The organism is Devosia sp., assembly GCF_014860165.1.
Taxonomy (GTDB): domain Bacteria; phylum Pseudomonadota; class Alphaproteobacteria; order Rhizobiales; family Devosiaceae; genus Devosia.
In genome coordinates, this window is the sequence record NZ_JACZKG010000057.1 from 1 (window position 1) to 26,927 (window position 26,927).

Consider the following 26,927-nt stretch of genomic DNA (forward strand, 5'->3'; position numbering starts at 1 on the left):
ACCCTAAACCCTCCCCTCAAAGAGGGAGGGGAGCCTGCAGCGCCAAACCGCGCTTCCTCGTGGACAACCAGCCGTCCCCAAGCTAACAAACCGGCACTTGTAACGCCCGGTGTGCCACATGCCCGAACTGCTGCTCGAACTCTTTTCCGAGGAAATCCCGGCCCGCTTCCAGCGCCGCGCCGCCGATGACCTCAAGAAGGCCGTGACCAATGCGCTGGTCGATGCAGGTCTGGTCTATGAGGGCGCCAAGGCATTCGTGACGCCGCGCCGCCTGGCGCTGACCGTGACCGGCCTGCCAGCCCGCTCGCCCGACACCCGCGAGGAAAAGAAGGGCCCCAAGGTCGGCGCGCCCCAGCCTGCCATCGATGGCTTCCTGCGCTCGGCCGGATTGACCTCGATCGACCAGGCCAAAGTCGAGAGCGACCCCAAGAAGGGTGATTTCTACGTCGCCCATATCAATAAGCCGGGCGCGGGGGCGATAGACCTGCTCTCCGCCATCCTGCCCAAGATCCTGACCGATTTTCCCTGGGCCAAGTCGATGCGCTGGGGCAGGGGCACGTTCAACTGGGTGCGCCCGCTTCGCGCCATCACCGCCACCTTCGGCGCCGAAAACGAAGAGCCGGTGGTCATCCCCTTTGACTCCAACACCATCACCTCGGGCCAGACCACCTTCGGCCACCGCTTTCTGGCGCCCGAGCCCATCCGCGTTCGGCGCTTCGATGACTACGTCGCGGCACTGGAGCGGGCCAAGGTCGTGCTCGATATCGACCGCCGCAAGGACATCATCCGCGCCGATGCCGAACACCTGGCCTTTGCCCAGGGCCTGACGGTCATCGCCGACGAAGGCCTGCTCGAAGAGGTCGCGGGCTTGGTGGAATGGCCGGTGGTGATGATGGGCGCGTTCGATCCCGCCTTCCTCGAACTGCCCGAGGAAGTCATCATCGCCACCATCCGCGCCAACCAGAAGTGCTTCTGCCTGCGCGACGCGTCGGGGAAACTGGCACCCAATTTCATCATCACCGCCAATACCGTGGCCAGCGACGGCGGTGCGGTCATCACCGCGGGCAACGAGCGCGTCATCCGTGCCCGCCTCAGCGACGCGATGTTCTTCTACAATGGCGATCTGGCGCTGCCGCTCGAACACGGTCTGCCCAAGCTCGAAGAAACCGTGTTCCATGCCAAGCTGGGCAGCCAGTTCGCCCGCGTCGAGCGGCTGGTCAAGCTGGCGGGCGAGATCGCCCCCCTGGTCGGCGCCGACCCCGAGCGCGCCAAGCGCGCCGCCATGCTGGCCAAGGCCGACCTCACTACCGGCATGGTGGGCGAATTCCCCGAATTGCAGGGCCTGATGGGCCGCTACTACGCCACCGCCCAGGGCGAGCCATCAGACATCGCGACATCAGTCGAAATGCACTACAAGCCGCTCGGCCCCACCGACAAGGTGCCGACCGAGCCGGTCTCCATCGCAGTGGCCCTGGCCGACAAGCTCGACCTGCTCACCGGCTTCTGGGCCATAGACGAGAAACCGACCGGCTCGCGCGACCCGTTCGCCTTGCGCCGCGCGGCACTGGGCGTGATCCGGATCATTTCGGAAAATGGCCTGCGATTCCCGCTCAAGGTCGAGGCTGACTTGCTGGACTTCTTCCACGACCGCCTCAAGGTCTCCCTGCGCGATGCCGGTGCCCGCCACGATCTCGTCGATGCAGTCATCTCCGCCGACAGCAACGACATCCTGCAGATCACCCACCGCGCCGAGGCGCTGTCGGCGCTGCTGTCGTCGGCCGACGGCCAGAACCTGTTGGCCGGCTACAAGCGCGGCGCCAACATTCTTGCCGCCGAGGAAAAGAAGGACGGCAGGACCTATGCCGGAACAGTGTCGCAGGACGCGCTGGTGCTGCCCGAAGAGACGGCGCTGGCCTTCGCTGTGGACGCCGTCCATGCCGCGGTGACCAACCACGTGGCCCAGGACGACTACAAGGGCGCCATGGCCGAACTGGCCTCGCTGCGCGCGCCGGTCGATGCCTTCTTTACTGCCGTTCTGGTCAATGACGCGAACCCCGACGTGCGGGCCAATCGCCTCAACCTGTTGGCCCGCCTGCGCGACACCATGCATCTGGTAGCCGACTTCTCCAAGGTCGCCGGCTAGGAGAGTCCGCCATGAGCGTCGGTCTGCTTGCCCTGCTTGATGACGTCGCTGGCCTGGTCAAGGTCGCCGCGGCGTCGCTGGATGACGTGGCGGGCCAGGCGGCCAAGGCGGGCGTCAAGGCGGCCGGCGCCGTGATCGACGACGCCGCTGTCACGCCCAATTACGTGCATGGCTTCACCGCCGACCGTGAACTGCCCATTGTCGGCAAGATTGCTTGGGGCTCGATCAAGAACAAGCTGCTGTTCCTGCTGCCGGCGGCTTTGCTGCTGAGCCTCTTCGCGCCCTGGGTGATCACGCCGCTGCTGATGATCGGCGGCGCCTATCTCTGCTACGAGGGCGCCGAAAAGGTGTTCCACCTGCTCGATCCCCACGATGCCGAGGTACATGAAGCCTCGCTGGAGCCGCTGGCCATCGACGCCCCGAGCCTCGAGGATCAGAAGATCGCGGGCGCCATCCAGACCGACTTCATCCTCTCGGCCGAAATCATGACCATCATCCTGGCGGCCATCGATGTCGACAGCTTCTGGACCCGTGCCGCGATTCTCGCCGTCGCCGGCATCGGCATCACGGTCGCCGTCTATGGCACCGTGGCGCTGATCGTCAAAGGCGACGATCTGGGGCTCTGGCTCGCACGAAACGCCCGCACCGGCGCCGGTCGCGCTGCGGGCCGGGGCCTGGTTGTGGGCATGCCTGTGTTCATGAACGTGCTGAGTCTCGTCGGCACCGCCGCCATGACCTGGGTCGGCGGCAGCATCATCGTGCACGGCCTCTACGAATTTGGCTTTGCCGGCCCCGAGCACATTGTCGAGGCTGCCGCCCACTGGGCCGAGGCCGCGCTGCCCGCCATTGCCGGGGTGGTTGGCTGGTTCGCCACCGCGCTGGTCGATTTCATCTTCGGCCTGGCCCTGGGCGCCCTGATGATCCCGGTCGTGGGCTATCTGATCGCCCCCGCCTGGAAGGCAATCAAGCGGCTGCTGCCCCGGCGGGCCTAAACCGGCGGCATCAGGCGCTCGTCGCGGCGCTTGGGCTTGAACGGCGCCATGCCTTCGTTGGCGAGCTGGTCGGCGCGCTCGTTCAGTTCATGCCCGGCATGGCCCTTGACCCACTTCCATACAATCGTGTGGCGCTTGGTGGCCTCGTCCAGCGCCTGCCAGAGCTCGAGATTCTTCACCGGCTTCTTGTCGGCGGTCTTCCAGCCATTCTTCTTCCAGCCATGCATCCAGCTCTGCACGCCATTCTTGACATATTGGCTGTCGGTATGGAGCTCGACAATGCAGGGGCGCTTGAGGGCATTGAGCGCCTCGATCGCCGCCGTCAGCTCCATCTTGTTGTTGGTGGTCAGCCCCTCGCCACCCTTCAACTCCTTGGTATGCCCGCCATATTCGAGAATGGCGCCCCAGCCGCCAGGGCCGGGATTGCCCGAACAGGCGCCGTCGGTATGGATGATGACGGTGTCAGTCATGGCATGCTCTTGGCGCAATTTGGGTCGACGCCAGTCTATCGGCGGTGCTGAGGCCCGGGGATAAGTCGATCATCGGATAACGGCGGCTTCGATGGCGCGCAGTTCACGCGGAATGTTGAAGGCGATGTTCTCCTTGGCGGTGACGCGGGCCTCGACCTTGATGTCGTAGCGCTGGGCAAAGGCCTCGATCACCTCGTCCACCAGCTTTTCCGGCGCCGAGGCCCCAGCCGAGACGCCCAGGGTGCGAATGCCCGCGAGGCGGCTCCAGTCGATCTCGGAGGCCCTGTCGACCAGCATCGAGACCTTGCAGCCGGCACGTTCGGCCACTTCCACCAGCCGCAGCGAATTGGAGGAATTGGGCGAGCCCACCACGATCATGGCGTCCACCTCGGGCGCCACGGCCTTGATGGCCTCCTGGCGGTTGGTCGTGGCGTAGCAGATATCTTCCTTGTGCGGGCCGTTGATAGCTGGGAACCGCTGCTTGAGCGCCGCCACGATCTCCCGCGTGTCGTCGACCGACAGCGTCGTCTGCGTCACGAAGGCGAGCGTCTGCGGATCCCGCGGCTCGAATACCATGGCGTCATCAACCGTCTCGACCAGCGTAATCGCCCCCTCGGGCAATTGCCCCATCGTGCCGACCACCTCGGGATGCCCCTTGTGTCCGATCAGCACGATTTCGTGGCCCTCGGCAAAATGCCGCTGCGCCTCCACATGCACCTTGCTCACCAGCGGGCAGGTGGCATCGAGAAAGAACATGTTGCGGCTCTTCGCATCATCAGGCACCGATTTCGGTACGCCATGCGCCGAAAACACCACCGGAGCATCCGTATCGGGGATCTCGCTCAGTTCCTCGACGAACACCGCGCCTTTGTCGCGCAGCCCATCGACCACATATTTGTTGTGCACGATGGCATGGCGCACATAGACCGGCGCGCCATATTTCTCGAGCGCGAGTTCAACGATCTGGATCGCCCGATCGACCCCGGCGCAAAAACCGCGGGGGGCGCAGAGCAGAATGTCTAGTTGTGGCCGCTTTTCCATATCAGTCAGATGCTTTCGGCGGTCAGGCAAGTCAAGTCTTGTTGCGGTCGCATGGGCTCATAGGCAATATGCAGCCCGGAGCGCAGCCGAGAAAAGTTGCAGACTTTTCCGGTTCGTAAGCGCGACAACGCGGGAGCCCTGGAGCAGTTTTGCTCCAGGATTATGGCAAGGACTTAACGGTGAGCTTGGCCCAGGAAATGTTCGCGATTGCCCCGGCCACGGGGAAGGCGAACCTGTCGGCCAGCCAGCTCAAGCTGCTCAGCGGCAAGGCGCGCTGGATTTTCCGTGTCGCCGAAGCCGGCTTCCCGACCGCGCCGACCATCGCCTTGACCCGTGCGGCCTGGGAGGCATTGCAGGGCGAGCGCACCCGCCGGGAGTCCAAGCTGCGCACCCATTGGGTGGCCTGCCTGTTCAAGCTGGTGGCCAAGGATGCGCAGCCGCCGATGCTGGTGGTCCGCACATCCGCGGCCAGCCACAATGGCGGCCTGGCGCCTGCCAAGACGGGCATTGCCGCGCCCGCCAAGCCCGAGGACTCGGTCGATCCGACGCGGCCGCTGGCCAAGGCCATCAAGGCGGCGTTCGACAGTTATGGCTTTGGACCGGGCTGGACTGGGCGCTCTGATGAGGATCGCGGTAAGCAGATCGTGCTGGTGCAGGCCACCGCCGCGGGCGAGATCGAGCAGTTCCTGACCCGCGACGCATCAACGGGAGCCATGGGACCCGCGCCGGTCCAGGGCGCGCCGCTGCCGCGCCTGCCGGAATCTGTGGCCGCGCTGGTGGCGCTGGTCGACGCCAAGGCCGGCCGGCACATGTGCTGCACGGTGGCGATCACGCGCGGCCAGGTGGTGTTCCTCTCCGCCCGCCCGTCGCAGGTTTCCGTCGCCGCTGAACTCGAGGCGGCGGTCGATCGTGTCAACCGCAAGGTCTGGTCGGCGCAGAATGCGGTGAGCAGGGTCGATCCCAACCGGCTCGCGCAATTGCTGCATCCGCGGCTGCGCTCCACCGAGGGCACGGCGCCCATCGCCATCGGGCTTGGCGTCTCGCCCGGCGCGGCCAGCGGCATCGTGGTCTTCAACCCCGAGGATGCGGCGCGCATGCGCGCGCGCGGCAAGCACTGTATCCTGGTCGTCACCGAAACCGGCCCGGCCGATATCGAGGGCATGAAGGCCGCCACCGGCATTCTGACGGCGCGTGGTGGCATGTCGAGCCATGCCGGCGTCATCGCCCGCATTACCGGCAAGCCCTGCGTTGCCGGCGTCCGCACGCTCTCGGTCGATGCCGTGGAAATGGTCTGCCGCATAGGCGATCGCGAGTTCCGCACCGGCGACCGCCTCACCATCGATGGCAGCGACGGCCATGTCTACGCCGGCCAGCTCTCGCTGGCCCAGCCTCATATCGGCGGGGCCATCGGCACGCTGCTCGGCTGGTCCGATGCCAGCCGCACCATAGCCGTGCGCACCAATGTCGAGACGGTCGAATCGGCCAAGACGGCGCTGAGCTTCGGCGCCGAGGGCATTGGGCTGGCGCGCAGCGAGCATATGTTCTTCTCGCCCGAGCGCATGGTGGCCTTGCGCCGCGTCATCCTTAGCGAGGACGAAAACGATCGCAGCCGTGCCATCAATGGTCTGGTCGACTACCAGACCGGGGACTATTCGGCGCTGTTTTCGACCATGCATGGGCTGCCGGTCACCGTGCGCCTGTTCGATCCACCGCTGCACGAATTCCTGCCGCGCAGCGACGAGGAGATCGAGGAAACAGCCGCGTCGCTGGGCCTGGCGGTGCGCGCGCTGCGCATCAATCTGGAGCGCATTGCCGAGGTGAACCCCATGCTGGGCCATCGCGGCGTCCGCCTGGCCATCACTTACCCCGAAATGCTGCAGATGCAGATGCAGGCCTTGATGGCCGGCGCCCGCGCAGCCAGCGAAACGCAGAACGAGCCGGTTTCCGTCGAGGTCATGGTGCCCTTCGTCTCCACGGCAACCGAGGTGGCCTGGGTGCGCGACCGGGTCAATGCCATCGCGGCCAATTCGGGCCTCTTGCGCACCGACCGCGTCCGCTTTGCCTTCGGCACCATGATCGAGCTGCCGCGCGCCTGCCTGCGCGCCGGCGACATCGCGCAGATGGTCGATTTCTTCTCCTTCGGCACCAACGACCTCACCCAGACCACCTTCGGCATTTCCCGCGACGATGCCCCCACGTTTCTTGCCGCCTACCAGCGCAAAGGCATCTACGAGCGCGATCCCTTCGTCACCATCGATGAAAAGGGCGTGGGTGAACTGATCTCCATTGCCATCCAGCGCGGCAAGGCGGCCAATCCCAAGCTCAAGATCGGCATCTGCGGCGAACATGCCGGTGATCCGGCCTCGCTGAAGTTCTTTGCCGGCCTGGGCGTCGACTATGTCAGCTGCTCGCCCTATCGTGTCCCGGTGGCCCGGCTGACGCTGGCGCAGGCTTCTGCTTAAATAGGCGGGCCTTGATCCCTATATGTTGGGGACTGCGCTGGTTGGCCGGCGTAACGGGAGGGGACGATACCGACGTGAGACTATTGCCGGTTCTGGCACTGTTGCCGCTGCTAAGTGTATCCGCCCCTGCCGTCATGGCCCAGCCCACTGGCGCGCAATGCACCACGATACCAGGTGATGCCGAGCGGTTGGCCTGCTTCGATGCGGCTTTTGCCGCCCCCGCTGATGTGGCGCCTGCCGAGGGCGTCGTCTTTGAGTCCGAACAGCTCATCCCCGCACGTCCCAATGGACGCCAGCCGGCGACCATCACGGTATCGTGTGACGCGGGGGTGCTGAATGTGGCATTCGCCTTTGCCGGAAATACCATGTCGGCACTCGGCAACGATGCCGGCATTACCTGGCAATTCGACCTGCAGGCGGCCCGCAGCCGCACCCTGCCCGTCAATGACGACAATACCGCCATCCTGCTCGACAATAGCCGTGACGCCCTGACCTTTATCCAGAGCGTCGAGGGCGCAACCAACCTCACCGTGCGGGTGACGCCGGTCAGTTCGCGGTCCCTCACCGTGCGCTACCGCGTCGACGATTTCGCCGATCGGGTGGCCCCAGTGCGCCAGGCCTGCGGGGTCTGATCCAAGGCCAGATGTTTCGGTTCCTTCGCCTCCTCCTGGGGAGGAGGGAGGTGAGGGCATCCGCGTAACTCCGCCCCCTGCGACAAATCCGCCGTCCACATTTCTGCCCGGCGCTTGCCATGGTTAACCCATTGCCTCGCCCAAATGCCTGTTTACCCCGCGCTAACCCTAATCAGACATCATCACGATCATCGGCATTTTAGCGTCACTTTCGCCGATCAGTAGTTTTGTTGCGTAGCGTTGAGTAGCGTTTGATGGCTTTATCCCACCGGCCGGTGCAGTCGCGCCCGGTCAGAGCGGTCCGCCGACATCCCTTCACCAGGTTTCTGGTCGTCGGGATTTTTTGTGGCCTCGGCTATGTCGGGCTCACCAACGGCGCCTTTGGCCCTGCTTCCGACCTTGCCAACGCGCTCCCCGCCGAGGTCGAACTCGTCGCCGCCAGCATTTCCTATTCCGGCGTCGATCCCGTCATCACCGGTTCGGTCGACCACCTGTTCGAAACATCAAGCTTCACCGGCCCCAACCGGGCCGCCAAGACCGATCGCCTGCGCCCGCCCGTCGACGTGCTCGCCGTCTCGCGCAGTTTCGAGGAAGTCCGCATCCGCCTTGCCGCCCTGCGCGCCGGCCCCGCCGACCCTACAGATCTGGGCCAGTCGCGGCTCGCCGATGTCGCCATCGAGGCTACCGGCGATGTTGAGATAGGCCCGCGCATGTCCATTGCCGCGATCGACCCGTCCACCGCGGCAGCGCTCGATGCCATTGCCGGCATAGCGCCGACCTCAGCCACGCCCATGCCAGTCCTGCCCTCCGAGCAACTGGCCTATGCCCGCGCCACGGCTCCCGTTACCGGCGGCTTCTCATCCGGCACGGCCATGCAGGTCTCCGACAAGGAACTCTGGTGCCTGGCCACGGCGATCTATTTCGAAGCGCGTGGCGAAAGCTATCGTGGCCAGGTGGCGGTGGCCCAGGTCGTGCTCAACCGCGTCAAGGATTACCGCTATCCCGATACCATCTGCGGCGTGGTGTTCCAGAACCAGAGCCGGCGCAATTCCTGCCAGTTCTCGTTTGCCTGCGACGGCATCCCCGAAACCATCAACGACCGCCAGTCCTGGGCGCAGGCCGAGGATATCGCCAAGCGGTTCACCAATGGCGAACTCTATCTGACCGAGGTTGCCAACGCGACGCACTACCATGCGACCTATGTGCGTCCGGCTTGGGCGCCGCGCATGACCAAGCTCACCCAGATCGGGCTGCATGTCTTCTACAAGTTCAGGAGCGGCTGGCTGTTCGGCTGATCAGCAGATGCGGTAGCCATTGCCCGAGACGCAGGTGATGTCGCCTCGGCGGGAAATCCCCACATTGCCGTCGCGGTAGTTGAAGAACGAGTTGCCGTAGATCGTGCCGAAGCTGAACCACTTGCCGCCGCTCCAGTAGGAGAACCGGTTATGGGTGTCGCTGGGGTCTTCCTCGACGCTGATCCCCGGATACTGAACATGGGGCGAGAACATCGCGTCGGTGGAATAGGTGCCGGTCGCCGTGGTGGTGATGGTGACGTAGCTCACCTTGCCAGCTTCCACTTTCTTGACGCGAACGGTCGACAGCGGATCGGTGGCAACCCAGTCCTCGTAGCCCACGACATAGTCGCGGTCCTCGAACTTGACCAGGCTTGCCGCGTCGACGCCGCCGGGGGCGAACTCATCGGCCAGGGCCTCGAAAACCATGCCGGGACCTATGGCCGCCAGAGCGGTGGCGCAGATGGCGCCCAGGGTCATGCCAAGCAACAGGTGACGATCTGGCAGGTTCATGGCGTTCCGTCCCGGAATGAAGCGAATAGCAACGCTGTCTTAACGGTTTAGAAACCATACCGGCCCGGCCAGCGCAAAGTTCATCCTTGGTTAGGGTTAATCTCCACAGCCCCCAAAAGCCTTGGCAGCTAGACCGAAATCGCCTCGAAGGCGGCAATGAAGCGGTCATGCGCTTCACGCGTCGGCCAGGGGCGGATCAGCCTGTCGAAGGCCTCGACGTCAAAGGCTGGGAGGCTCGGTTCGCCGAAGAATTTGCGGGCCTCGGCATCCTCGAAACCGGCCAGGTGGATGGCTTCGAAAAAGGCGGCTTCGCGATCGGCCTTCTTGACCTGCTTGGCCAGGGAGGCCGGCATCGAAGCGGGCAGGGAGAAACGCAGATAGATCGCCGAAAGCAGGCGGTTTTCGACATCCTTGTAGTTGCCGCCCATCGCCGCCTTGAACGGGGAGATGATGTCGCCCATCACATATTCGGGGGCGTCGTGCAGCAGCGCCTGGGCCTGCGAGACCAGGTCGCAACCGGGATTGTGGGCGCGGAACAGTTCGAGCACCAGCACCGAATGCTGCGCCACCGAAAACGGGTAATCCCCCTCGGTCTGGCCGTTCCAGCGGGCGACGCGGGCCAGGCCGTGGGCGATGTCGGAAAGTTCGACATCCATCGGCGATGGATCAAGAATATCAAGCCGGCGGCCCGACAACATGCGTTGCCAGGCCCGTGCGCTGTTCCGTGCCATCATGCCCCAGATGCTAACAGACTGTTGGCATCGACCGTAGCATCGGGGCCCGATTCGGAGAACTTCCGCACCTGAAGTGAGAGCTACTCCTCCTCCGGCACCGTCTCCCCAAACGCATAGGGCGCCCAGTCCGGCAGCGCCACCGTCACCGGCTTGCTGTCCACCGTCACCGCGGCTGGATCGGTGATGCGGTCGAGCCGCAGGATGGCGACGGCGCGGCCATCGACGACCTGGCCGATTGTACCCGCCTCGCGCCCCCCCGCGATAACGGATGTGCCAGCCGGTGCATCAATGCCCGAGACGATGACCGGGCGGCGGCGTGCCGTGCCGCGATGCTTCATGCGGCTGACGACTTCCTGCCCGACATAGCAGCCCTTGGCAAAGTCGATGCCGTCGAGAATGTCGAGCCCGATATCATGGGCGAAGGCGTCATTGGCGGGGAAGTCGGCTCCCTGTTCGGCCATGCCCGCGGCGATGCGGGCAGCGCGATAGGCAGCATCGTCGGCTACCCAACCCCCAATTGTCTCGACGGGCGCAATGACGCGCCAGCCCAGGCGGGCAGGGCCCAGCCGGTCGGCATGGCTGATCGTGCCGGCCTGCGCCTCGGTGGCAAACCCCACGCGATGGGTCTCGCGCAGGTCGTCAATCACGACCTGGGCCCGCAGGCGATACATCTTCATGCGTCTGAAGAAATCGTCGGCGACCGATTGGTGCACATCCAACCAGAGCGCATCCTGTGCCCAGCCCGCTAATCCCTCGGTCAGAATCTTGCCTTGCGGCGAGAGCAGGGCCCACCATGCGGCAATGTCGCTGTCGCCGGCCGGAATATGCCCCGTCACCACATCGTTGAGCAGCTTATGCGCATCGGGACCGGAAAAGCGGAACACGGCGCGGTCGGCGCGCAGATAGATCGTCATGCTGACTTGCCTCTCGGACAGCGCGTCCGTTAAACCCGCCTAGTATCGAGGCAGGGTGGGACCAAGACATGGCGCAGTACGACACCATTTTCAAGAACGCGACCGTGGTCAACCAGGACGGCGAAGGGTTGTCCGATATCGCCGTGCGCGGCGGGCGGATTGTGGCGCTGGGCGATGTCGGCAGCGACGCAGCCGAAGTCGTCGACTGCAAGGGGCTGCATATCCTGCCCGGTGTCATCGATACCCAGGTGCATTTCCGCGAACCTGGCCTGACGCACAAGGAGGATCTCGAAACGGGGTCGCTGTCGGCGGTCATGGGCGGGGTCACGGGCGTCTTCGAAATGCCCAATACCAATCCGCTGACCACCACGCGCGAAACCTTCGAGGCCAAGGTCGCGGCCGGCACCAACCGCATGCATTGCGACTTCGCCTTCTACATCGGCGGCACCCACGAGAATGTCCGCGAACTGGCCCAACTGGAAAAGCTGCCGGGCTGCGCCGGGGTGAAAGTCTTCATGGGCTCATCCACCGGTTCGCTGCTGGTAGCAGATGACGACGGTGTCGAGAGAATACTGCAGGCAATCTCGCGGCGTGCCGCCTTCCATTCCGAAGACGAATACATGCTCGAAGAGCGCAAGCATCTGCGCGTGCCGGGCGATCCATCGAGCCACCCGGTCTGGCGCTCGCCCGAAGTGGCCCTCAACTGCACCAAGCGCCTGGTCGGCCTCGCCCGCAAGACCGGCAAGCGCATCCATGTGCTGCACATCTCGACGGCAGAGGAGATCATCTATCTGGCAGACCACAAGGATGTGGCCAGCGTCGAGGTGACGCCACACCACCTGACCCTGGATGAGACGGCCTATACCCGCCTTGGCACCTACGCCCAGATGAACCCGCCGGTGCGCGACAAGGCCCATCGCGAGGGCATCTGGAGGGGTGTGGCCAACGGCGTCGCCGACATCCTGGGTTCTGACCATGCGCCGCACACGCGCGAGGAAAAGGACCATCCCTATCCCCAGAGCCACTCCGGCATGACCGGCGTGCAGACGCTGGTCCCCATCATGCTGGACCACGTCAATGCCGGCAAACTCAGCCTGCAGCGCTTCGTCGACATGACCAGCGCCGGACCTAACCGCCTGTTCGGCATCGCCAACAAGGGCCGCATCGCGGTGGGCTACGACGCCGACTTCACCATCGTCGATCTGAAACGCCGCGAAACCATCACCAATGACTGGGTGAAAAGCCGCGCCGGCTGGACCCCCTATGACGGCGTAGCGGTGACCGGATGGCCGGTAGGCACGATCGTGCGCGGCAACACCGTCATGTGGCAGGGCGAACTGGTGACGCCGTCGGTGGGACAGCCGATGCGGTTCCTGGAGGCGCTCTAAAGCGAACAAGGGCAGCTTTGGGGGTGGAAAGCTGAACGTCTGCTTTTGAGCCAGCCATGGGGAAGGCAACCTTGGGGCCGGTAGCGGACTGTCCGCTAGAACAAGCTCCAGAAGGCGGATAGGAACAAATACGTGCCGCTTGGGCCGGTTGCGGCAGACTGACCAATGCTATTTTGTCAGAATCGTTGCTGTTAATGGAAATACTGTGCATCCCTTACTGAGGGATAACTTGCGTACATCGGAAGGTATTGAACGTGGGGCTTTACGCCGATCTGCAGAAGTCCAAGAGCGAAGAAGACGTCAAGGACGCCTACATCAAAGCTCTCGGGCTGAAGAGCTACTCCAAGAACATCATCGATATCCAGACCAAAGAGGTTTGGTTTGAGGCGAAGGCCAACGATTCTTGGACTTTCTATGAGATGTTCACTCAGTTGCTTCACTACGTACAGGTGGCGCTGAACAAGGGCGAGCATGTTCCGGCGCTGCTGTGCGTGATCGACACGGAGAAGGCTGCCCTGATGCAGAGCAGCCACGTCATCCCGTTCTTGGCTAAGAAGACCATCAAGTGGGGCAAGTCTGCCTCAGCGGTGCCAAAGGAGGCCGTGGACGCGATCTCGATACACATCGGCACCCACTTCGTTGCCTTCAATATCGAGAACGATGCCGCAGAGTTCGTCACGACCGTAAAGGACGCAGTCGCGTCCGGCGCCATTATCCGGACTCAGATCACCCCGGACAACCTCAAGCAGGTGTTCGACAAGTGGGTGGAGATGATCGGCCAGGAGATCGAGGATATCGAAGAGGACAGCTACAACCTTCTCTTCTTCGCCGACATCATGAACGACGGCACCGTTTCGACGCACAAGGATCTGACCGCCAAGCTGCTCTTCAGGGACGGTGATCCGGTGTTCGACCTTCACGGCAAGCTGCATGCCCTACGCAACGTGGAAGGCTACCGGCGCTTCTGGTCGATTTACCACCGGCCTCCCAAGAAGGACTATCGGAACGAGATCCTCGAGCGCAGAGACAGCCTGATCCCGGTTGTGGAGCGTGTCTTCAAGGGGGCGTTCTACACCCCGCTGCATGTCGTCGACAAAGCCTATGACCACCTGGCCTTCGTGCTGGGGAAGAACTGGCAAAAGAAGTACAAGGTCTGGGACATGTGCTGCGGGGTGGGGAACCTCGAGGTCAAGCACTCCAACCACCGCAACCTGTTCATGTCGACTCTCGACCAATCCGACGTCGACGTCATGAAGGCCACCAAGACCTGCGTGGCCGCTCACCGGTTCCAGTACGATTACCTCAACGACGACGTCACCGAAGACGGCAAGATCGACTACAGCCTCACGGACAAGCTTCCGCAGGAGCTCCGGGACGCCATCGCTGCCAAGGAGAAGATCGTCGTCCTAATCAACCCTCCCTATGCTGAGGCCATGAATGCCGGCACAGGGGTGGCGACCACGGTGGTAGGTCGTGCTTTGGGCGGTGACGTTGGGTTCGCGCGCCGGGAGCTGTTCATCCAGTTCCTGCTGCGCATCCAGGCCGAGCTCCCCAATGCAATCGTAGCCATGTTCTCGAAGCTCAAGTACGTCAACGCGCCGAACTTCGACGACTTCCGCGACGAGTGGAATGCCCGATATCTCGGCGGGTTCGTTGTCCCCAGCCGTGCTTTCGACGGGCTGAAGGGCGAGTTCCCCATTGGTTTTCTGGTGTGGGACACAGCCAAGAAGCGCAAGGAGCCATTCGAGATCGAGGCGGAGGTGCTCAACAAGTATGCCAAGCCGATCGGGGCCAAACGCTTCTACGACGTACCCAAAAACAGGTTGCTCAATGCCTGGATCAAGCGCGCCAAGCCGAACTCGACACCGGCTTTGCCCCTCACGAATGCGCTAGAGCCGACCACACGCACCGGCGATGTCCGGGGCACCAAGTGGGCTGATGGTGCCATTGGCGGTATGATCAGCAAGGGATCCGATCTCCAGAACGCGGACGTCACCGTTCTCTTTTCCTCCGGTTACGCCAGCGCCGGGGGCTTCCTGGTGACCAAGGAAAACCTGTGGCAGTCTGCTGTCGTGTTCACCGTCAGACGCATCATCCGCCAGACCTGGCTTAACGATCGCGACCAGTTCCTTATCCCTTCCCAGGACATCCCCGAAGAAATGGCGAACGATTGCCTGGTCTGGATGCTCTTCAACAACAGGAACCTCTCTGCCGGCGCCGATGGCCTCATGTGGCAGGGAAAGAGCTGGTCACTAGTGAACCATTTTATCCCTTACACCGAGGACGAGGTGGGGGCGCCAAGCCGCTTCGAATCTAACTTCATGTCCAGCCATCTCGCGACCCTAAAGCTATCAAAGGAAGCCAAGAAGGTTCTGGCCGATGGGCGAAAGGTGTGGTCGGCGTACTTCATAGCCGTCGAGAAGAAGCAGATCGCGAAGAGCATCCGCGACGAGTTCAAGCTCAACAGGGCGGACGTCGGCTGGTACCAGATCCGCAACACGCTGGAGGCGTTGGTCGGCCAAGGCATAGCGGTTTCTGCTCGCCCGAGTCACATCGACTCGTCCTATCGTGCTCTGTCCGAGAAGATCGAGCCGGAGATCTATGCGAAAGGCATCCTCAAGGCGTAAAGGCGTCAGTCGTCTTTCGGCAGCTCGATGATGTCGTGGACTCGGAGGGCCGTCTCGGGTGAAAGCGGTTGGACGGCAGCTCTTTGCAACTTGCACGGGGGAATGAACGACCAAAATGGGTCGCTTTCGGACCCCTGTGCTCTCGCCTCAATCCCCCGCGACAAACGCCTGCCACTCGCCGTCCTTGCCGATATAGAGCCGCCAATAATACCAGGCTTCCAGGTCCACCAGTTCCTGGAACTGCTCGTGGGTCAGGATGCGGTAGGCATCGAGCTTTTCCGTGGGCGTCAGCGCCGACAGGTCTTCCACCACGGCCAGGTAGGGCCAGACATAGCTTGGATTGTCGCTCGCGCTGTCGAAGACCGCATAGGGCGCATTGAGCAGCTCGAGCATGATGGCCAGGCTCTCGATGCCCTGGCCGTCCGCCGAATAGGTCTTGAGATAATCCACCGCATCATCCGGCCCGCCATAGCTCACGGTGGGCGGGTTCTGCTGGGCCTTGACGATCGGGCGCAGCGCCTCGATGTCACCCGTGAGCGCCGCCGCGATCAGGGCGTCCCGCGTCTTGCGCACCGCTTCGGGCAGGGCCGTCAGGTCGTTGCTGACCGTATATTCGGGCCAGTCATATTCCTCGGTTGCCTCGTCCTGCGCCAGGCTGGGCACGATGAGCATGAGGGCAAGCAAGGCGGCAGCAAGCAGGCGCATGGATGATCCTCCCGAGACAGGAGCGATCATGCCCATAAGGCGATTTTCTGCAAGCTACTGCAGGATGCGGTCGAGATTGTATTCGCCCGAGCGGATGCGGTCGGGCAGGAGCGCGATGAGATCGGCGGTGGCTTCGTCGCCATGCATCTTGACGAAGGTCGCCAGGGCCGCGAACAGCGAGGCATGGGCCAGCGAGCCGGTCTGCACGCCATCGTCCTCGGCGACATTCCAGGCTTCGGCGAGATATTCGAGCGCCAGCTGGCGCTCGCCACCATCGCGGTCGAAGACGCCATGCCCGGAGGCGGGCGCAAACATGGTTTTGCTCGTGGTCATGGTCTTGGGGGTAACACGGTCGGGCCACGCAGGCCCGCAGGAAGTAACCCGAAGGTTAACGGGCGGTAGTCGATTGTAACAAGCGGGCGCCGGCGCCCGGCCTATTCGGCAAAACGCGTATGGATCTCCCGGGCGGTCCGTTCGGCCTCGACCAGCAGCCGCGTCATCGCCGCGCGCGCAGCCGGCGTGCAAGCCCGATGGAAGCGCGAATAGGCGGTGTAGCCGACATTGAAGGCTCCAGCCAGGCGCTGGCGGCGGTCTTCGTCGGGCTCGTCCAGAGCGATGAGCTCGGCCATCTGGGCCCGCCAGTCCTCGGGGGTGGCACTGCAGAGCGGCTGCAGGAAATAGAGGCTGCCCATGATCTCGGCCAGCCGCTCCATCTGCCGCTGATAGGGCGGATCGATCGCCAGGGCGGGGGCGGTGCCGATGGCGAGCAGCAGGGCGATGGCGGCGAGGCGAAGTTTCACAGTGGCGGTCCGCAGCTTAATGCCCCTCTCTATCAGCTTTGGGCGAGGACTGCGAAGGCTCTCGCAAGCACGTCATCGAGGCGGCTGGTGGTGCGCAGCGCGGGCAGGGCCGCGGGGTCCATCCATTTGTGGTCGGCGATTTCGTCGGAGGCCCTGATCTGGCCGGAGAAATCACGGGTGGCAAACACGGCCAGCAGGAAGGTGCCGTCGCGGCCAAGCGGCTGCACCATGACCGGGCGCGGGTTGCGGATGACCAAGCCGACCTCCTCGGCAATCTCGCGCATGGCGCATTGCTCGATGCTCTCGCCCGCCTCGAGCCGCCCGCCGGGCAGGGTCCACAGATGCTGATAGGGCGCAAAGGCGCGCTTGATCAGCAGCACCTTGCCCTCGCGCACGATGGCGACGCTGGCGGCGTTTGGAACTTCGTCGGTCACTTGGGGCTCATTTGCGATTCGGGCGCGGTCGGAATATCTGTAGCGCGAATTGGCCGAGTGTGCCGCTGAGTCATTCCCGCGAAGGCGGGAAATCTCCGTTCCCTCTCGGGCGCCGGCAAACAGAGGTTCCCGCCTTCGCGGGAATGACCCTGTGCAACGAAAGGGACGCGAACATGTGTGGCCGCTACGCCTCGACGCTCCCGCCCGAGATGATGGAAGAGCTGTTCAAGCTCCTCAAGACTGTCGACATCGTGCCGCGCTACAATATCGCGCCGACGCAGCCGATAGCCGCCATCTGGGAGGCGCATGGCCGGCGCGAGGCGCATTTCGCCCGCTGGGGTCTGGTGCCGGGCTGGGTCAAGGACCCGCGCGAATTCCCGCTACTGGTTAATGCGCGGGTGGAAACCATGGCCGAAAAGCCCGCCTTCCGCGACGCGCTCAAGCATGGCCGCTGCATCATTCCGGCGAGCGGCTATTATGAGTGGCACACCAACCCCGACAAGTCCAAGCAGCCCTATTACATCACCATGGCGGATGACCGGCCGATGGCGCTGGCCGGGCTCTATGCCAGCTGGATGGGTCCCAACGGCGAAGAGATCGATAGCGTCGCGACCATCACCGTGCCGTCCAATGCGCAGCTGTCGGAAATCCATGACCGCATGCCGGCCGTCCTCGAGGGCGAAGCGATCGACCAATGGCTCAATGTTCGCGAGGTGCGGGCACGTGAGGCCGGGCAACTGGCGCTGCCACTGCCCGACGGGGCACTGAAATTCCATCCCGTGTCGACGCGGGTGAATTCGGCCCGCGACGACGATCCGGGGCTGATCGAGCGGGCCGAGATGACCCGTCCCGAGCCGAAGCCAAAGAAGGTTGCCGGTGGCGGGCAGATGAGTCTGTTCTGAGGATTGGTTTCTACTTCCTAGAACAGCCCGAAGTAGCCCAGCGCGTCGCCCATGGCGTCTTCCTCCCAGCCCAGGTGGGAGAGCAGCACGCGTTCGAGCGCGTGGTAGATGGTCCTGGCCTCATCGAACCGCGCCGGGCTGGGCTCGGCCGCCAGGGCGTTGAGCGCGTCGACCAGCCGCTCGAGCAGCTCATGCACCACGACATGCTCTGCCGTCAGCCGGTCGGCGATGGCCCTGAAGGCCGGGCTTTGCATCGCCAGCGCCGGAAATATGTGCGCGTCTTCGATCGAATGGTGCGTGTTGACCACCTGGCAATACTGGCCGCACAGATTGCCGAAACGGCGGTAATTGGCGACCATGGCCAGATCACCGGTCTCGGCGGCAATCTCGGCGCGCGTCACCGTGCCGGCATTGGCCCGCTCGATGAGCTTGCCGAGCGTGACCATGTTGTCGCGCAGGTGATCGTGGACCATGCGCAGATGGTGGCCTGCCGCCCGTTGTTCGTCGGTCAGCCCTTCGAGCTTGGGCACTGGCGGGCGGGTAGCGTCATCGAGGAATGTGATGTTGAGCAGCATGGGTCTCTAGATGGACCGCGCTGGCGTCAGGCACAAGACGGCACAAATTGGTGACACGGTGAGGTGGACGTAACCGCCCGCCTACTCGGGCAGCATCTTCCCCGGATTGAGTATGCCCTTGGGGTCCAGCGCGGTCTTGATGGCCCGCATCATGTCCAGCGCCACCGGGTCCTTGACCTGGCGCAGCAGGTCGACCTTGAGCTGGCCTATCCCGTGCTCGGCTGAAACCGAGCCGCCGAGGCGGAGGACGATTTCGTAGATCGCCTCATGCAGCTTCTCGTCTGACGCGGCCATGAAGGCCTTGGGGTCGACACCCTCGGGCTGGCTGAAATTGAAGTGGATATTGCCGTCGCCCATATGCCCGAAGGGCACCGGGCGGATGCCGGGCACCAGGCGCTCGGCCGCGGCACTGCCCTCGGCGATCAGTTGCGGGACGGCGGCAATCGGCACCGAAATGTCATGCTTGATCGAGGCCCCGTCCTTGGACTGCACCTCGCTCATTTGCTCGCGGAACGCCCACATGCGGGTGCGGTCGGCCAGGGATTCGGCGAAGACGGCATTGTCGATGATGCCCTCGGTAAAGGCGGCCTCGATGGCGGCCATGAGGGCGCCGGGCGCGCCGCCCTTCATGCGCGAAACCTCGATCAGCGCATACCAGGGGGAGGGGCCGGCGCTCGGGTCGCGGTCGAGCATGCCATGGCGGAGCTGCATGTCGAGGCCGATGCTGGGCACGATTTCGAAGGCATTGAGGCGGCTGCCGACGCGTTCGCGCAGCAGCTGGAACAGGGTGAGTGCCGCTTCCGGCCCGGCAATGTTGACCAGTGTGGTTTCGTAATCCTCGGGCTTGGGGAAGATCTTGAGCGTGGCGGCCGTGATGATGCCCAGCGTGCCCTCGGCCCCCACCAGCAGGTCCTTGAGGTCGTAGCCGGTATTGTCCTTCTTGAGGGAATTGAGCCCGGACAGCAGCCGTCCATCGGCCAGCACGGCCTCGACGCCCATGGTGAGTTCACGGGCATTGCCATAGGCGAGGACGTTGACGCCACCGGCATTGGACGACAGCACGCCCCCGATGCGGGCGGAGCCCTGCGAAGCCAGCCATAAGGGAAAAATCGTCCCCTCGGCCTCGGCGGTTTTGTGGGCGTTTTCCAGGATCACGCCGGCCTCCGCCGTCATGGTGCCGGCGGCGACATCGACGGAGCGGATGCGGTCGAGCTTGCCCAGGCTCACGATGACCTCGTCCCCCCGCAGCGGCACCTGCGCGCCGACCAGGCCGGTATTGCCGCCCTGCGCGATGATGCCGGTGCCGGTTTCCGTTGCCCAGCGCATGATGGCCTGCACCTGTTCGACCGTTGCCGGCAGCGCGATGGCGGCCGCCTGTTGGTGGAACCGCTTGCGCGGCTCGTTGAGGTAAGGGCCCATCCGCCCGGGCTCGCCGATCACGGCATTGGCGCCAAGCAGCGCGGTGAGCTGGGCAACGGCGTCGGCAGCGGAAAGGGTCATGGGAAAACCGGACTTTGGCGGGCTATTGCGGGCAGGCGAACTTGCCCCTATGGGCCGCCATGTGCCACAACCGGCGCAACGACTCCAGCAAGGGATTTTTAACAATGGCCACTGGATTGATGGCAGGCAAGCGTGGCTTGATCATGGGCCTCGCCAACAACCGCTCGATCGCCTGGGGCATTGCCAAGCAGCTCCATGCCCAGGGCGCCGAAATGGCGTTCTCGTATCAGGGCGAGGCGCTCAAGCGCCGCGTCGAGCCGCTTGCCGCCGAAGTCGGCTCGGATTTCCTGGTCGAATGCGACGTGACCAACGACGCGGCGATGGACGAAACGTTCCGCCAGATCAAGGACAAGTGGGGCCAGCTGGACTTCGTGGTGCATGCCATCGGCTTTTCCAACAAAGACGAGCTGGAAGGGCGGTATCTCGACACCTCTGCCGACAATTTCGCGCTGACCATGAATATCTCGGTCTATTCGTTCACCGCCGTTGCCAAGCGCGCCGAAGCGCTGATGAAGCCGGGCGGTGCGCTGCTGACGCTGACCTATTATGGCGCCGTGAAATACGTGCCCAACTACAATGTCATGGGCGTGGCCAAGGCTGCGCTCGAGGCATCGGTGCGCTACCTGGCGGTCGATCTCGGCAAGGCCGGCATCCGCGTCAACGCCATTTCGGCCGGCGCCATCAAGACCCTGGCCGCATCGGGCATTTCCGGCCTGCGCGACATGCTGCACTGGCAGGAAGCCAATTCGGCCATGCGCAAGAATGTCTCGATCGACGATGTGGGCGGCGCTGCGACATACCTGCTTTCCGATCTTGCGGGTGGCGTCACCGGCGAAATCCATTACGTTGATGCGGGCTTCAACATTGTCGGCATGAAACTGCTCGACAATGACACGCCCGAGGCGAGCGAATAGTCGCTCGCTGCCACCCTGCCGCGTAGGACGCGCCGGCTCAGCGGCGCGGGAATATCATGACAGCCCTGGTCTGGCCGGAAATCTACTTCATCCGGCATGGTGAAACGCCCTGGAATGCCGAGCGCCGCTATCAGGGGCGCAAGGACATTCCGCTCAACGACAAGGGCCGCGGCCAGGCCAGCCAGAACGGCAAGACACTGGCGGCGCTGTTTGCCGGGCGCGGGCTCGACCCCCTGGCCTTCGAGTGGCATGCCTCCCCGCTGGGGCGGACGCGCGAAACCATGGACCGGGTGCGCGCCGGGTTCGACAGCCACCTGCCCGACGTCAAATATGACGTGCGGCTGATGGAAATTTCCTTCGGCGTACTCGAGGGCGAACTGTTCGAGCAGCTGCCGGCCAACATGGCCATCGCGCCGGGCGCCCGCGACGAATCCTATTGGGACTATCGCCCCGAAAATGGGGAGAATTATCGTGACGTCGAGGCGCGGCTGGCCGAATTTTCCAGCGTGCTCAAGGGGCCGTCGGTGGTGGTGGCGCATGGCGGCATCGCCCGGACGCTGCGGGTGCTGATCGAGCATGCGCCAATCGTGGAAGTCATCAACTGGGCGCCCCCCCAGGACGCCATCATGCATTTTACGCCCGGCCGGATGGAACTGCTGCGCGCCGAGCGCTGATTGACCTTGTGGCCGCTGCCTCCTAGAAAGCCGCCAACCACGGGGCTGCGCCATGTCGTTCAATACATTCGGGACTATGTTTCGCTTCACCACCTGGGGTGAAAGCCATGGGCCGGCTCTGGGCGTGGTGGTGGATGGCTGCCCGCCAGGGTTGAGCCTGACGCCGGAAATGATCCAGCGCGATCTCGACCGCCGCAAGCCCGGCCAATCCAAATACACCACGCAGCGGCGCGAAGCCGACGAGGTGAAAATCCTGTCCGGCGTGTTCGAAGATGAGCGCACCGACGGGCCGCGCACCACCGGCACCCCGATTTCGCTTGTCATCGAGAATACCGACCAGCGCTCCAAGGATTATGCGGAAATCCGCGACAAATTCCGGCCCGGCCACGCCGACTACACCTATGACCAGAAATACGGCATTCGCGACTATCGCGGCGGCGGACGCACCTCCGCGCGGGAGACTGCGGCGCGGGTGGCGGCGGGCGCGGTGGCACGGCAGGTGCTTGCCGGTGTGACCATTCGCGCCAGCCTTGTGCAGGTGGGGCCGCACAAGATCGACTACGCCAATTTCGACTGGGACCAGGTCGGCGAAAACCCGTTCTTCTGCGCCGACCCCAAAGCGGCGGAACTCTGGGCCGACTATCTCGACGGCATCCGCAAGGACGGCAACTCGGTCGGTGCCGTGATCGAGGTGGTGGCCGAGGGCGTGCCGGCGGGGTGGGGTGCGCCGATCTACGGCAAGCTGAGCGCCGACCTCGCCTCGGCCATGATGAGCATCAATGCCGTCAAGGGCGTGGAAATCGGCGCCGGTTTCGAAGCGGCCAGCCTGACCGGCGTCGAGAATGCCGACCAGATGCGGGCCGGTCCCGAGCGGCCCTATTTCCTCGACAACCACGCAGGCGGCATCCTGGGCGGGATTTCCAACGGTGATCCGGTGGTCTGCCGCTTTGCGGTGAAGCCGACGTCATCCATCCTGACGCCGCGCCAGACCGTGACCACCAAGAACGAAGACACCGACATCATCACCAAGGGGCGCCATGACCCCTGCGTGGGCATTCGCGCCGTGCCGGTCGGAGAGGCGATGATGGCGCTGGTGCTGGCCGACCATGCGCTACGTCACCGCGGACAGACTGGGCGAGATGGCGCCGTGGGATTCGAGCGGAACTAGCTTCTCACCTCCCCCATAGGGAGAGGTGAAGACCTACCGTTTGCGGACGAATTCCGTGCGCAGGACCAGGCCCTTGATCGCGTCGTGGCGGCAGTCGATTTCCTCGGGATTGTCGGTGAGACGGATGGACTTGATGACAGTGCCCTGCTTGAGGGTCTGTCCGGCGCCCTTGACCTTGAGATCCTTGATCAGCACCACAGAATCGCCGTCGGCCAGCGCCGAGCCGGCGGAATCGACGACGGCCACGGCCTTTTCCTCAGCAGCGGCGGCCACTTCCGAGGCAGGGCGCCATTCGCCGGTCACATCGTCGTAAACATAGTCGTCAGAGCCGTCGGTCATATCAGGTCCAGGGTTGCCACCCATGGCGTCTCAGGGTGGTCTGCGTCGTGCTAGCCCCTCAACGCGAGGAACACAAACTCTGTTTCCGCGCCGGACTACAGCGAGCGCTGGAAGACCAGTACGGTCTCGACATTGCCGTCGCCGCCTGCGATGGGCGAGGTCACGGACTGCCGATGCACGAAACCATGCTCGGCCATGAAGGCAATGACCTCGGCAAGGGCGCTGTCGATAGCGGCCTGATCGGTGACGATGCCGCCCTTGCCGACATTTCGCCGGCCGACTTCGAATTGCGGCTTGAACAGGATCACGGCATCGGCGGTCGGCGTGCAGAGGGCCAGCGGCGCGGCCAGCACCTTGATGACCGATACGAAACTGACATCGGAGACCAGCAGGTCGATCGGTTCGGGGATCATCTCGGCCGTCAGGTCGCGCGCGTTCACGCCTTCCATGCTGACGACGCGATCGCTGCCCTTGAGGCGCTCATGCAACTGCTCGTGGCCGACATCGACGGCGTAGATGCGGCGCGCGCCGCGCTCCATCAGCACCTGGGTGAAGCCCCCGGTGGAGGCGCCGACATCGACGCAAACCTTTCCGCTGGGGTCGATATGGCCCGCTTCGAGACCCGCAACCAGCTTGAGCGCGGCGCGAGACACGTAATTGGCGGCCGGATCGCTGAGGGCGAGCTTATCGTCGTGCCCGACCATGCGGTTGGGCTTGTCGGCGGTGACGCCATTGATGGTCACCGTGCCGCGCAGGATGGCATCACGGGCCCGGGCCCGGCTGGGAACGAGGCCCCGCTGCTCCAGCGCCAGATCGAGGCGAATGCGCTCGCTCATCCCTCAACCAGACGTTTGACCTTGGCCAGGGCAGTCTCGCTTGGCTCCTCATAGGCGATGGTGCCCTCAAAGGCGCCATCGGCACCAATCAGGAAGGTGAGAGCAGTATGATCGACCAGGTAGTATGGATCGTCCGCAGCAAAGCCCTCGGCGCGCTCGCCGACCACGCCGAACGCCGATTTGACCGCCATAGTCTGGGCCTCGTCGCCGACGAGGCCAATGATGGAGGGGTCAAATCCCTCGATATAACCCTTGACGGTATCAAGCGTGTCGCGCGCCGGATCGACCGTGACGAAGATGATGCGGAGCTGCTCGGGCGTCAGGCCGAGCTGCGCCCGCCAGGCGGTGGTTTCGGCGAGGGTGGTCGGGCACACATCGGGGCAGAAGGTGTAGCCGAAGAAGACGAGGCTGGGCGTGCCCTTGAGGCTGTCCTGCGTGAATGTGCCGCCCTGCGTCGACGCGAGCGCGAAGGACTGGCCGGTGACGCCAAGCGGCCGCGCCGGCGGGCGGAACAGGAACAGCCCGGTCGCGCCGATGGCAACGACAGCCACCAGCGCCCAGAGCACGATGCGGAAATTGCGGAGAGTTCTTGAGGTTGTCACAGTGTGATGCGTCCTATCCGCTCTATCGTCATCACCCGGCTTGTCCGGGTGATCCATCCCGGCGCGTCTGCCGGAAGATGGATTGCCCGGACAAGCCGGGCAATGACGGAGTGATCAATATCGTTGAGGTTATGCGTCCAGCGGCTCGGTGCCAGTGGGCTTTCCGTCGCGGGACAGGGTGATCTTCTCGATGCGGGCCTCGGCCGTGCGCAGCAGCGTTTCGCAATGCGCCTTGAGGGCCTCGCCGCGCTCATAGATGGCGATGGATTCGGCCAGCGGCGCGCGACCCGATTCGAGCTTGCCGACAATCTCCTCGAGCTGGGCGAGGGCTGCCTCGAAGCTCAATATCTTGATGTCGTCATTGTCGGCCATGGCAGCGGATCCTAGTCTTCCAGGCGCCCGGTGGCGCCATCCATCAGCATGGCGACGTGGTGCGAAACACCCCCGGCCAGGCCCTTGAGGTCATAGCCACCTTCGAGCAGCGACACAATGCGGTTGCCGCAGCAGCGCTCGGCGGCATCCATCAACTTTCCCGTGAGCCAGCCAAAGTCGCCCGACTGCCAGTTGAGTTGCGCCAGCGGGTCGCGCTCATGGGCGTCGAAGCCCGCCGAGATCAGCAGCAGATCGGGCGAAAAATCGATGAGGGCGGGGATGATGCGGGTGAGGTAGGCGTCGCGCATGGCCGAGCCATCGCTCTCGGGCGCCAGCGGCGTGTTGCTGATATTGCCGACGCCGGTTTCCGTGGCCTTGCCGGTGCCCGGATAGAGGGGCATCTGGTGGCTGGAGGCGTAAAACACCGTGGGATCGGCCTTGAAGATATCCTGCGTGCCATTGCCGTGATGCACGTCGAAATCGACGATGGCGATGCGCTCGGCGCCATACTTGCGCTGCGCCTCGCGGGCGACGATGGCGACGGTATTGATCAGGCAAAAGCCCATGGGCGTGGCGATTTCGGCGTGATGGCCGGGCGGGCGGATGGCGCAGAAGGCATTGTCGACTTCGCCCAGCAGCACCGCATCGAGCGCAGACAGGGCGCCGCCGAGACCCGTGGCAACTGCGGATAGCGAATTGGCGGAGATGAAGGTGTCGGCATCGAGCTGGCCGATGCCTTCGGCCGGGCGGCCCTGGCGCAGATGCGCCAAATATCGGGAATCGTGCACCAATTCGGCCAGCATCAGGTCGCCCGATGGCGCGTTGCGGCGAACGAGCTTGTCAAAGCGCGGGCGGCTGAGCGCGTCCTCGACGGCGCGAATGCGGTCGGCGCGCTCGGGATGCCCCTGCGGCGTCGCGTGATCGGCAAAGTTCGGCTGGCTGACGAGCAGCGTGGTCACGGGCGGTCACGGCTCCGGTTGATTCGTCACCTCGTCTTGACGTGCGGGGGCCGGGTTGTCAAACAACCGCCATCACTATGAACGGTCCCTCAATGTCCTATGAACCGAAATCGGTGGCAGATGCCGCCGCGCTGCTGCGCGCGGGCAAGCTCTGCGCCTTTCCCACCGAGACCGTCTATGGCCTGGGCGCCGATGCCACCGATGCCGATGCGGTGCTGTCGATCTACGAGACCAAGGGGCGGCCGCGCTTCAATCCGCTGATCATCCACTGCGCCGACCTTGATATGGCAAGCATGCTGGCAGATTTCTCGCCACTTGCCGCCAGATTGACGTCATTCTGGCCCGGGAGCCTGACGCTGGTGCTGCCGGCGAAGTCCGGCAATGGACTGGCCGATGTCGCGACGGCTGGACTCGACACGGTGGCGATCCGTATTCCGGACCATCCTATCGCACTGGCGCTGATCGCAGCGGTGGGTAGGCCGCTGGCGGCGCCATCGGCCAATCCGTCGGGGCGGCTGTCCCCGACGACGGCGGAACAGGTGCGGCGCGGCTTTGCCGGCAAGGTGCCGGTGCTCGATGGCGGGCCGTGCCGGGCGGGGGTGGAATCGACGATTGTCCGGGTCGAGGGCGATCGGCTGGTGCAGTTGCGCGCCGGCGCGGTGGCGCGCGAGGAAATCGAGCGCCGGCTGGGCGTGACAGTCGAGGTTGCCGAGAAGGATGCGGCGGTGGCCGCGCCGGGCATGCTGGCCAGCCACTATGCGCCCAATGCGCAGATGCGGCTCAATGCGGTGCCGCGTGACGGCGAGGCCTATCTGGCGTTTGGCGCGACGCCGCAGTTTGGCGGGGTGATGCGGAACCTGTCGCCATCAGGCGACCTGCACGAGGCGGCGCGCAACCTGTTCTCGATGCTGCACGAACTCGATGCGGCCGGGGTGGGGG

The 26,927-nt window shown here is 64.2% G+C and carries 28 protein-coding genes; 12 read left to right on the forward strand and 16 right to left on the reverse strand.

Annotation, left to right across the window (positions count from 1 at the left end; translation table 11 throughout):
- Window positions 1-118: 118 nt before the first annotated feature.
- Both glyS and IH615_RS13880 read left to right on the forward strand, forming a co-directional pair.
- On the forward strand, window positions 119-2,143 hold the full coding sequence (gene glyS / locus IH615_RS13875) for a glycine--tRNA ligase subunit beta (RefSeq protein ID WP_291362509.1): 2,025 nt from the start codon (window positions 119-121) through the stop codon (window positions 2,141-2,143).
- Window positions 2,144-2,154: 11 nt separating this feature from the next.
- Window positions 2,155-3,135, forward strand: coding sequence for a DUF808 domain-containing protein (locus IH615_RS13880; protein ID WP_291362512.1), 981 nt, complete (start codon window positions 2,155-2,157; stop codon window positions 3,133-3,135).
- Here IH615_RS13880 and rnhA read toward each other — a convergent pair.
- Complete coding sequence (rnhA, locus tag IH615_RS13885; protein ID WP_291362514.1) at window positions 3,132-3,605, reverse strand: ribonuclease HI; 474 nt, start codon at window positions 3,603-3,605, stop codon at window positions 3,132-3,134. The genes IH615_RS13880 and rnhA overlap by 4 nt on opposite strands.
- Before the next feature lie 69 nt (window positions 3,606-3,674).
- Complete coding sequence (ispH, locus tag IH615_RS13890; protein ID WP_291362516.1) at window positions 3,675-4,646, reverse strand: 4-hydroxy-3-methylbut-2-enyl diphosphate reductase; 972 nt, start codon at window positions 4,644-4,646, stop codon at window positions 3,675-3,677.
- Window positions 4,647-4,825: 179 nt separating this feature from the next.
- On the opposite strand from ispH, the gene IH615_RS13895 reads away from it, so the two are divergent.
- The 3 genes from IH615_RS13895 (at window position 4,826) to IH615_RS13905 (ending at window position 9,035) form a co-directional block, all read left to right on the forward strand.
- Window positions 4,826-7,108, forward strand: a complete 2,283-nt coding sequence (locus IH615_RS13895) for a putative PEP-binding protein (RefSeq protein ID WP_291362517.1) — start codon at window positions 4,826-4,828, stop codon at window positions 7,106-7,108.
- Between the two features lie 74 nt (window positions 7,109-7,182).
- Window positions 7,183-7,740: a hypothetical protein gene (locus IH615_RS13900; protein ID WP_291362518.1), complete on the forward strand. Its 558-nt coding sequence runs from the start codon at window positions 7,183-7,185 to the stop codon at window positions 7,738-7,740.
- 254 nt (window positions 7,741-7,994) lie between these two features.
- A complete protein-coding gene (locus IH615_RS13905; protein ID WP_291362520.1) occupies window positions 7,995-9,035 on the forward strand; it encodes a cell wall hydrolase in 1,041 nt (346 codons plus the stop codon).
- Here IH615_RS13905 and IH615_RS13910 read toward each other — a convergent pair whose 3' ends face one another.
- The 3 genes from IH615_RS13910 to IH615_RS13920 all read right to left on the reverse strand — a co-directional run bounded on the left by IH615_RS13910 (window position 9,036) and on the right by IH615_RS13920 (window position 11,193).
- Window positions 9,036-9,545, reverse strand: coding sequence for a hypothetical protein (locus IH615_RS13910; RefSeq protein WP_291362521.1), 510 nt, complete (start codon window positions 9,543-9,545; stop codon window positions 9,036-9,038). It abuts the gene before it with no gap.
- 128 nt (window positions 9,546-9,673) lie between these two features.
- Window positions 9,674-10,276, reverse strand: a complete 603-nt coding sequence (locus IH615_RS13915) for an HD family hydrolase (RefSeq protein ID WP_291362554.1) — start codon at window positions 10,274-10,276, stop codon at window positions 9,674-9,676.
- 83 nt (window positions 10,277-10,359) lie between these two features.
- Window positions 10,360-11,193 (reverse strand): folate-binding protein, encoded by an 834-nt coding sequence (locus IH615_RS13920; protein ID WP_291362522.1) that lies wholly within the window; start codon window positions 11,191-11,193, stop codon window positions 10,360-10,362.
- Between the two features lie 68 nt (window positions 11,194-11,261).
- Between IH615_RS13920 and IH615_RS13925 the strand changes: the two genes are divergently transcribed.
- Both IH615_RS13925 and IH615_RS13930 read left to right on the forward strand, forming a co-directional pair.
- Entirely contained in the window at window positions 11,262-12,581 is a 1,320-nt protein-coding gene (locus IH615_RS13925; protein WP_291362523.1) for a dihydroorotase, read from the forward strand.
- 254 nt (window positions 12,582-12,835) lie between these two features.
- Window positions 12,836-15,208 carry a hypothetical protein gene (locus IH615_RS13930; RefSeq protein WP_291362525.1) on the forward strand — a complete coding sequence of 791 codons (2,373 nt, stop codon included), beginning with the start codon at window positions 12,836-12,838 and terminating at the stop codon, window positions 15,206-15,208.
- A 147-nt stretch (window positions 15,209-15,355) separates the two neighbouring features.
- On the opposite strand, the gene IH615_RS13935 is transcribed toward IH615_RS13930, so the two are convergent.
- From IH615_RS13935 to IH615_RS13950, 4 genes are all read right to left on the reverse strand, one after another.
- The gene (locus tag IH615_RS13935; RefSeq protein WP_291362526.1) at window positions 15,356-15,913 is read right to left on the reverse strand and encodes a hypothetical protein; all 558 of its coding nucleotides are present in this window, start codon (window positions 15,911-15,913) and stop codon (window positions 15,356-15,358) included.
- Between the two features lie 54 nt (window positions 15,914-15,967).
- Entirely contained in the window at window positions 15,968-16,228 is a 261-nt protein-coding gene (locus tag IH615_RS13940) for a hypothetical protein (RefSeq protein ID WP_291362527.1), read from the reverse strand.
- A 119-nt stretch (window positions 16,229-16,347) separates the two neighbouring features.
- A complete protein-coding gene (locus tag IH615_RS13945) occupies window positions 16,348-16,713 on the reverse strand; it encodes a TIGR02301 family protein (RefSeq protein WP_291362529.1) in 366 nt (121 codons plus the stop codon).
- A 32-nt stretch (window positions 16,714-16,745) separates the two neighbouring features.
- Window positions 16,746-17,147 carry an NUDIX domain-containing protein gene (locus IH615_RS13950; RefSeq protein ID WP_291362531.1) on the reverse strand — a complete coding sequence of 134 codons (402 nt, stop codon included), beginning with the start codon at window positions 17,145-17,147 and terminating at the stop codon, window positions 16,746-16,748.
- Window positions 17,148-17,320: 173 nt separating this feature from the next.
- Between IH615_RS13950 and IH615_RS13955 the strand changes: the two genes are divergently transcribed.
- Window positions 17,321-18,049, forward strand: a complete 729-nt coding sequence (locus tag IH615_RS13955; RefSeq protein ID WP_291362533.1) for an SOS response-associated peptidase — start codon at window positions 17,321-17,323, stop codon at window positions 18,047-18,049.
- A gap of 17 nt (window positions 18,050-18,066) precedes the next feature.
- On the opposite strand, the gene IH615_RS13960 is transcribed toward IH615_RS13955, so the two are convergent.
- Both IH615_RS13960 and IH615_RS13965 read right to left on the reverse strand, forming a co-directional pair.
- Entirely contained in the window at window positions 18,067-18,624 is a 558-nt protein-coding gene (locus IH615_RS13960) for a hemerythrin domain-containing protein (protein WP_291362535.1), read from the reverse strand.
- An 81-nt stretch (window positions 18,625-18,705) separates the two neighbouring features.
- Entirely contained in the window at window positions 18,706-20,124 is a 1,419-nt protein-coding gene (locus tag IH615_RS13965) for an FAD-binding oxidoreductase (RefSeq protein WP_291362537.1), read from the reverse strand.
- A 104-nt stretch (window positions 20,125-20,228) separates the two neighbouring features.
- On the opposite strand from IH615_RS13965, the gene IH615_RS13970 reads away from it, so the two are divergent.
- The 3 genes from IH615_RS13970 to aroC are packed head-to-tail and all read left to right on the forward strand — an operon-like array spanning window position 20,229 to window position 22,880.
- Complete coding sequence (locus tag IH615_RS13970; RefSeq protein WP_291362539.1) at window positions 20,229-21,038, forward strand: SDR family oxidoreductase; 810 nt, start codon at window positions 20,229-20,231, stop codon at window positions 21,036-21,038.
- Between the two features lie 56 nt (window positions 21,039-21,094).
- On the forward strand, window positions 21,095-21,712 hold the full coding sequence (locus IH615_RS13975) for a histidine phosphatase family protein (protein WP_291362541.1): 618 nt from the start codon (window positions 21,095-21,097) through the stop codon (window positions 21,710-21,712).
- Window positions 21,713-21,764: 52 nt separating this feature from the next.
- A complete protein-coding gene (gene aroC, locus IH615_RS13980) occupies window positions 21,765-22,880 on the forward strand; it encodes a chorismate synthase (protein ID WP_291362543.1) in 1,116 nt (371 codons plus the stop codon).
- Between the two features lie 33 nt (window positions 22,881-22,913).
- Here aroC and IH615_RS13985 read toward each other — a convergent pair whose 3' ends face one another.
- From IH615_RS13985 to IH615_RS14005, 5 genes are all read right to left on the reverse strand, one after another.
- Window positions 22,914-23,219, reverse strand: a complete 306-nt coding sequence (locus IH615_RS13985) for an alkylphosphonate utilization protein (protein ID WP_291362544.1) — start codon at window positions 23,217-23,219, stop codon at window positions 22,914-22,916.
- Between the two features lie 95 nt (window positions 23,220-23,314).
- Window positions 23,315-24,055, reverse strand: coding sequence for a TlyA family RNA methyltransferase (locus IH615_RS13990; protein ID WP_291362545.1), 741 nt, complete (start codon window positions 24,053-24,055; stop codon window positions 23,315-23,317).
- Window positions 24,052-24,657, reverse strand: coding sequence for an SCO family protein (locus IH615_RS13995; protein ID WP_291362547.1), 606 nt, complete (start codon window positions 24,655-24,657; stop codon window positions 24,052-24,054). The genes IH615_RS13990 and IH615_RS13995 overlap by 4 nt, the downstream gene beginning before the upstream one ends.
- 129 nt (window positions 24,658-24,786) lie before the next feature.
- Window positions 24,787-25,029, reverse strand: a complete 243-nt coding sequence (locus IH615_RS14000) for an exodeoxyribonuclease VII small subunit (protein ID WP_291362549.1) — start codon at window positions 25,027-25,029, stop codon at window positions 24,787-24,789.
- 11 nt (window positions 25,030-25,040) lie between these two features.
- Complete coding sequence (locus IH615_RS14005; protein WP_291362550.1) at window positions 25,041-25,988, reverse strand: histone deacetylase family protein; 948 nt, start codon at window positions 25,986-25,988, stop codon at window positions 25,041-25,043.
- Window positions 25,989-26,080: 92 nt separating this feature from the next.
- Between IH615_RS14005 and IH615_RS14010 the strand changes: the two genes are divergently transcribed.
- Window positions 26,081-26,927: L-threonylcarbamoyladenylate synthase (locus tag IH615_RS14010; RefSeq protein ID WP_291362552.1), on the forward strand; the 847-nt coding region annotated here is incomplete at its 3' end.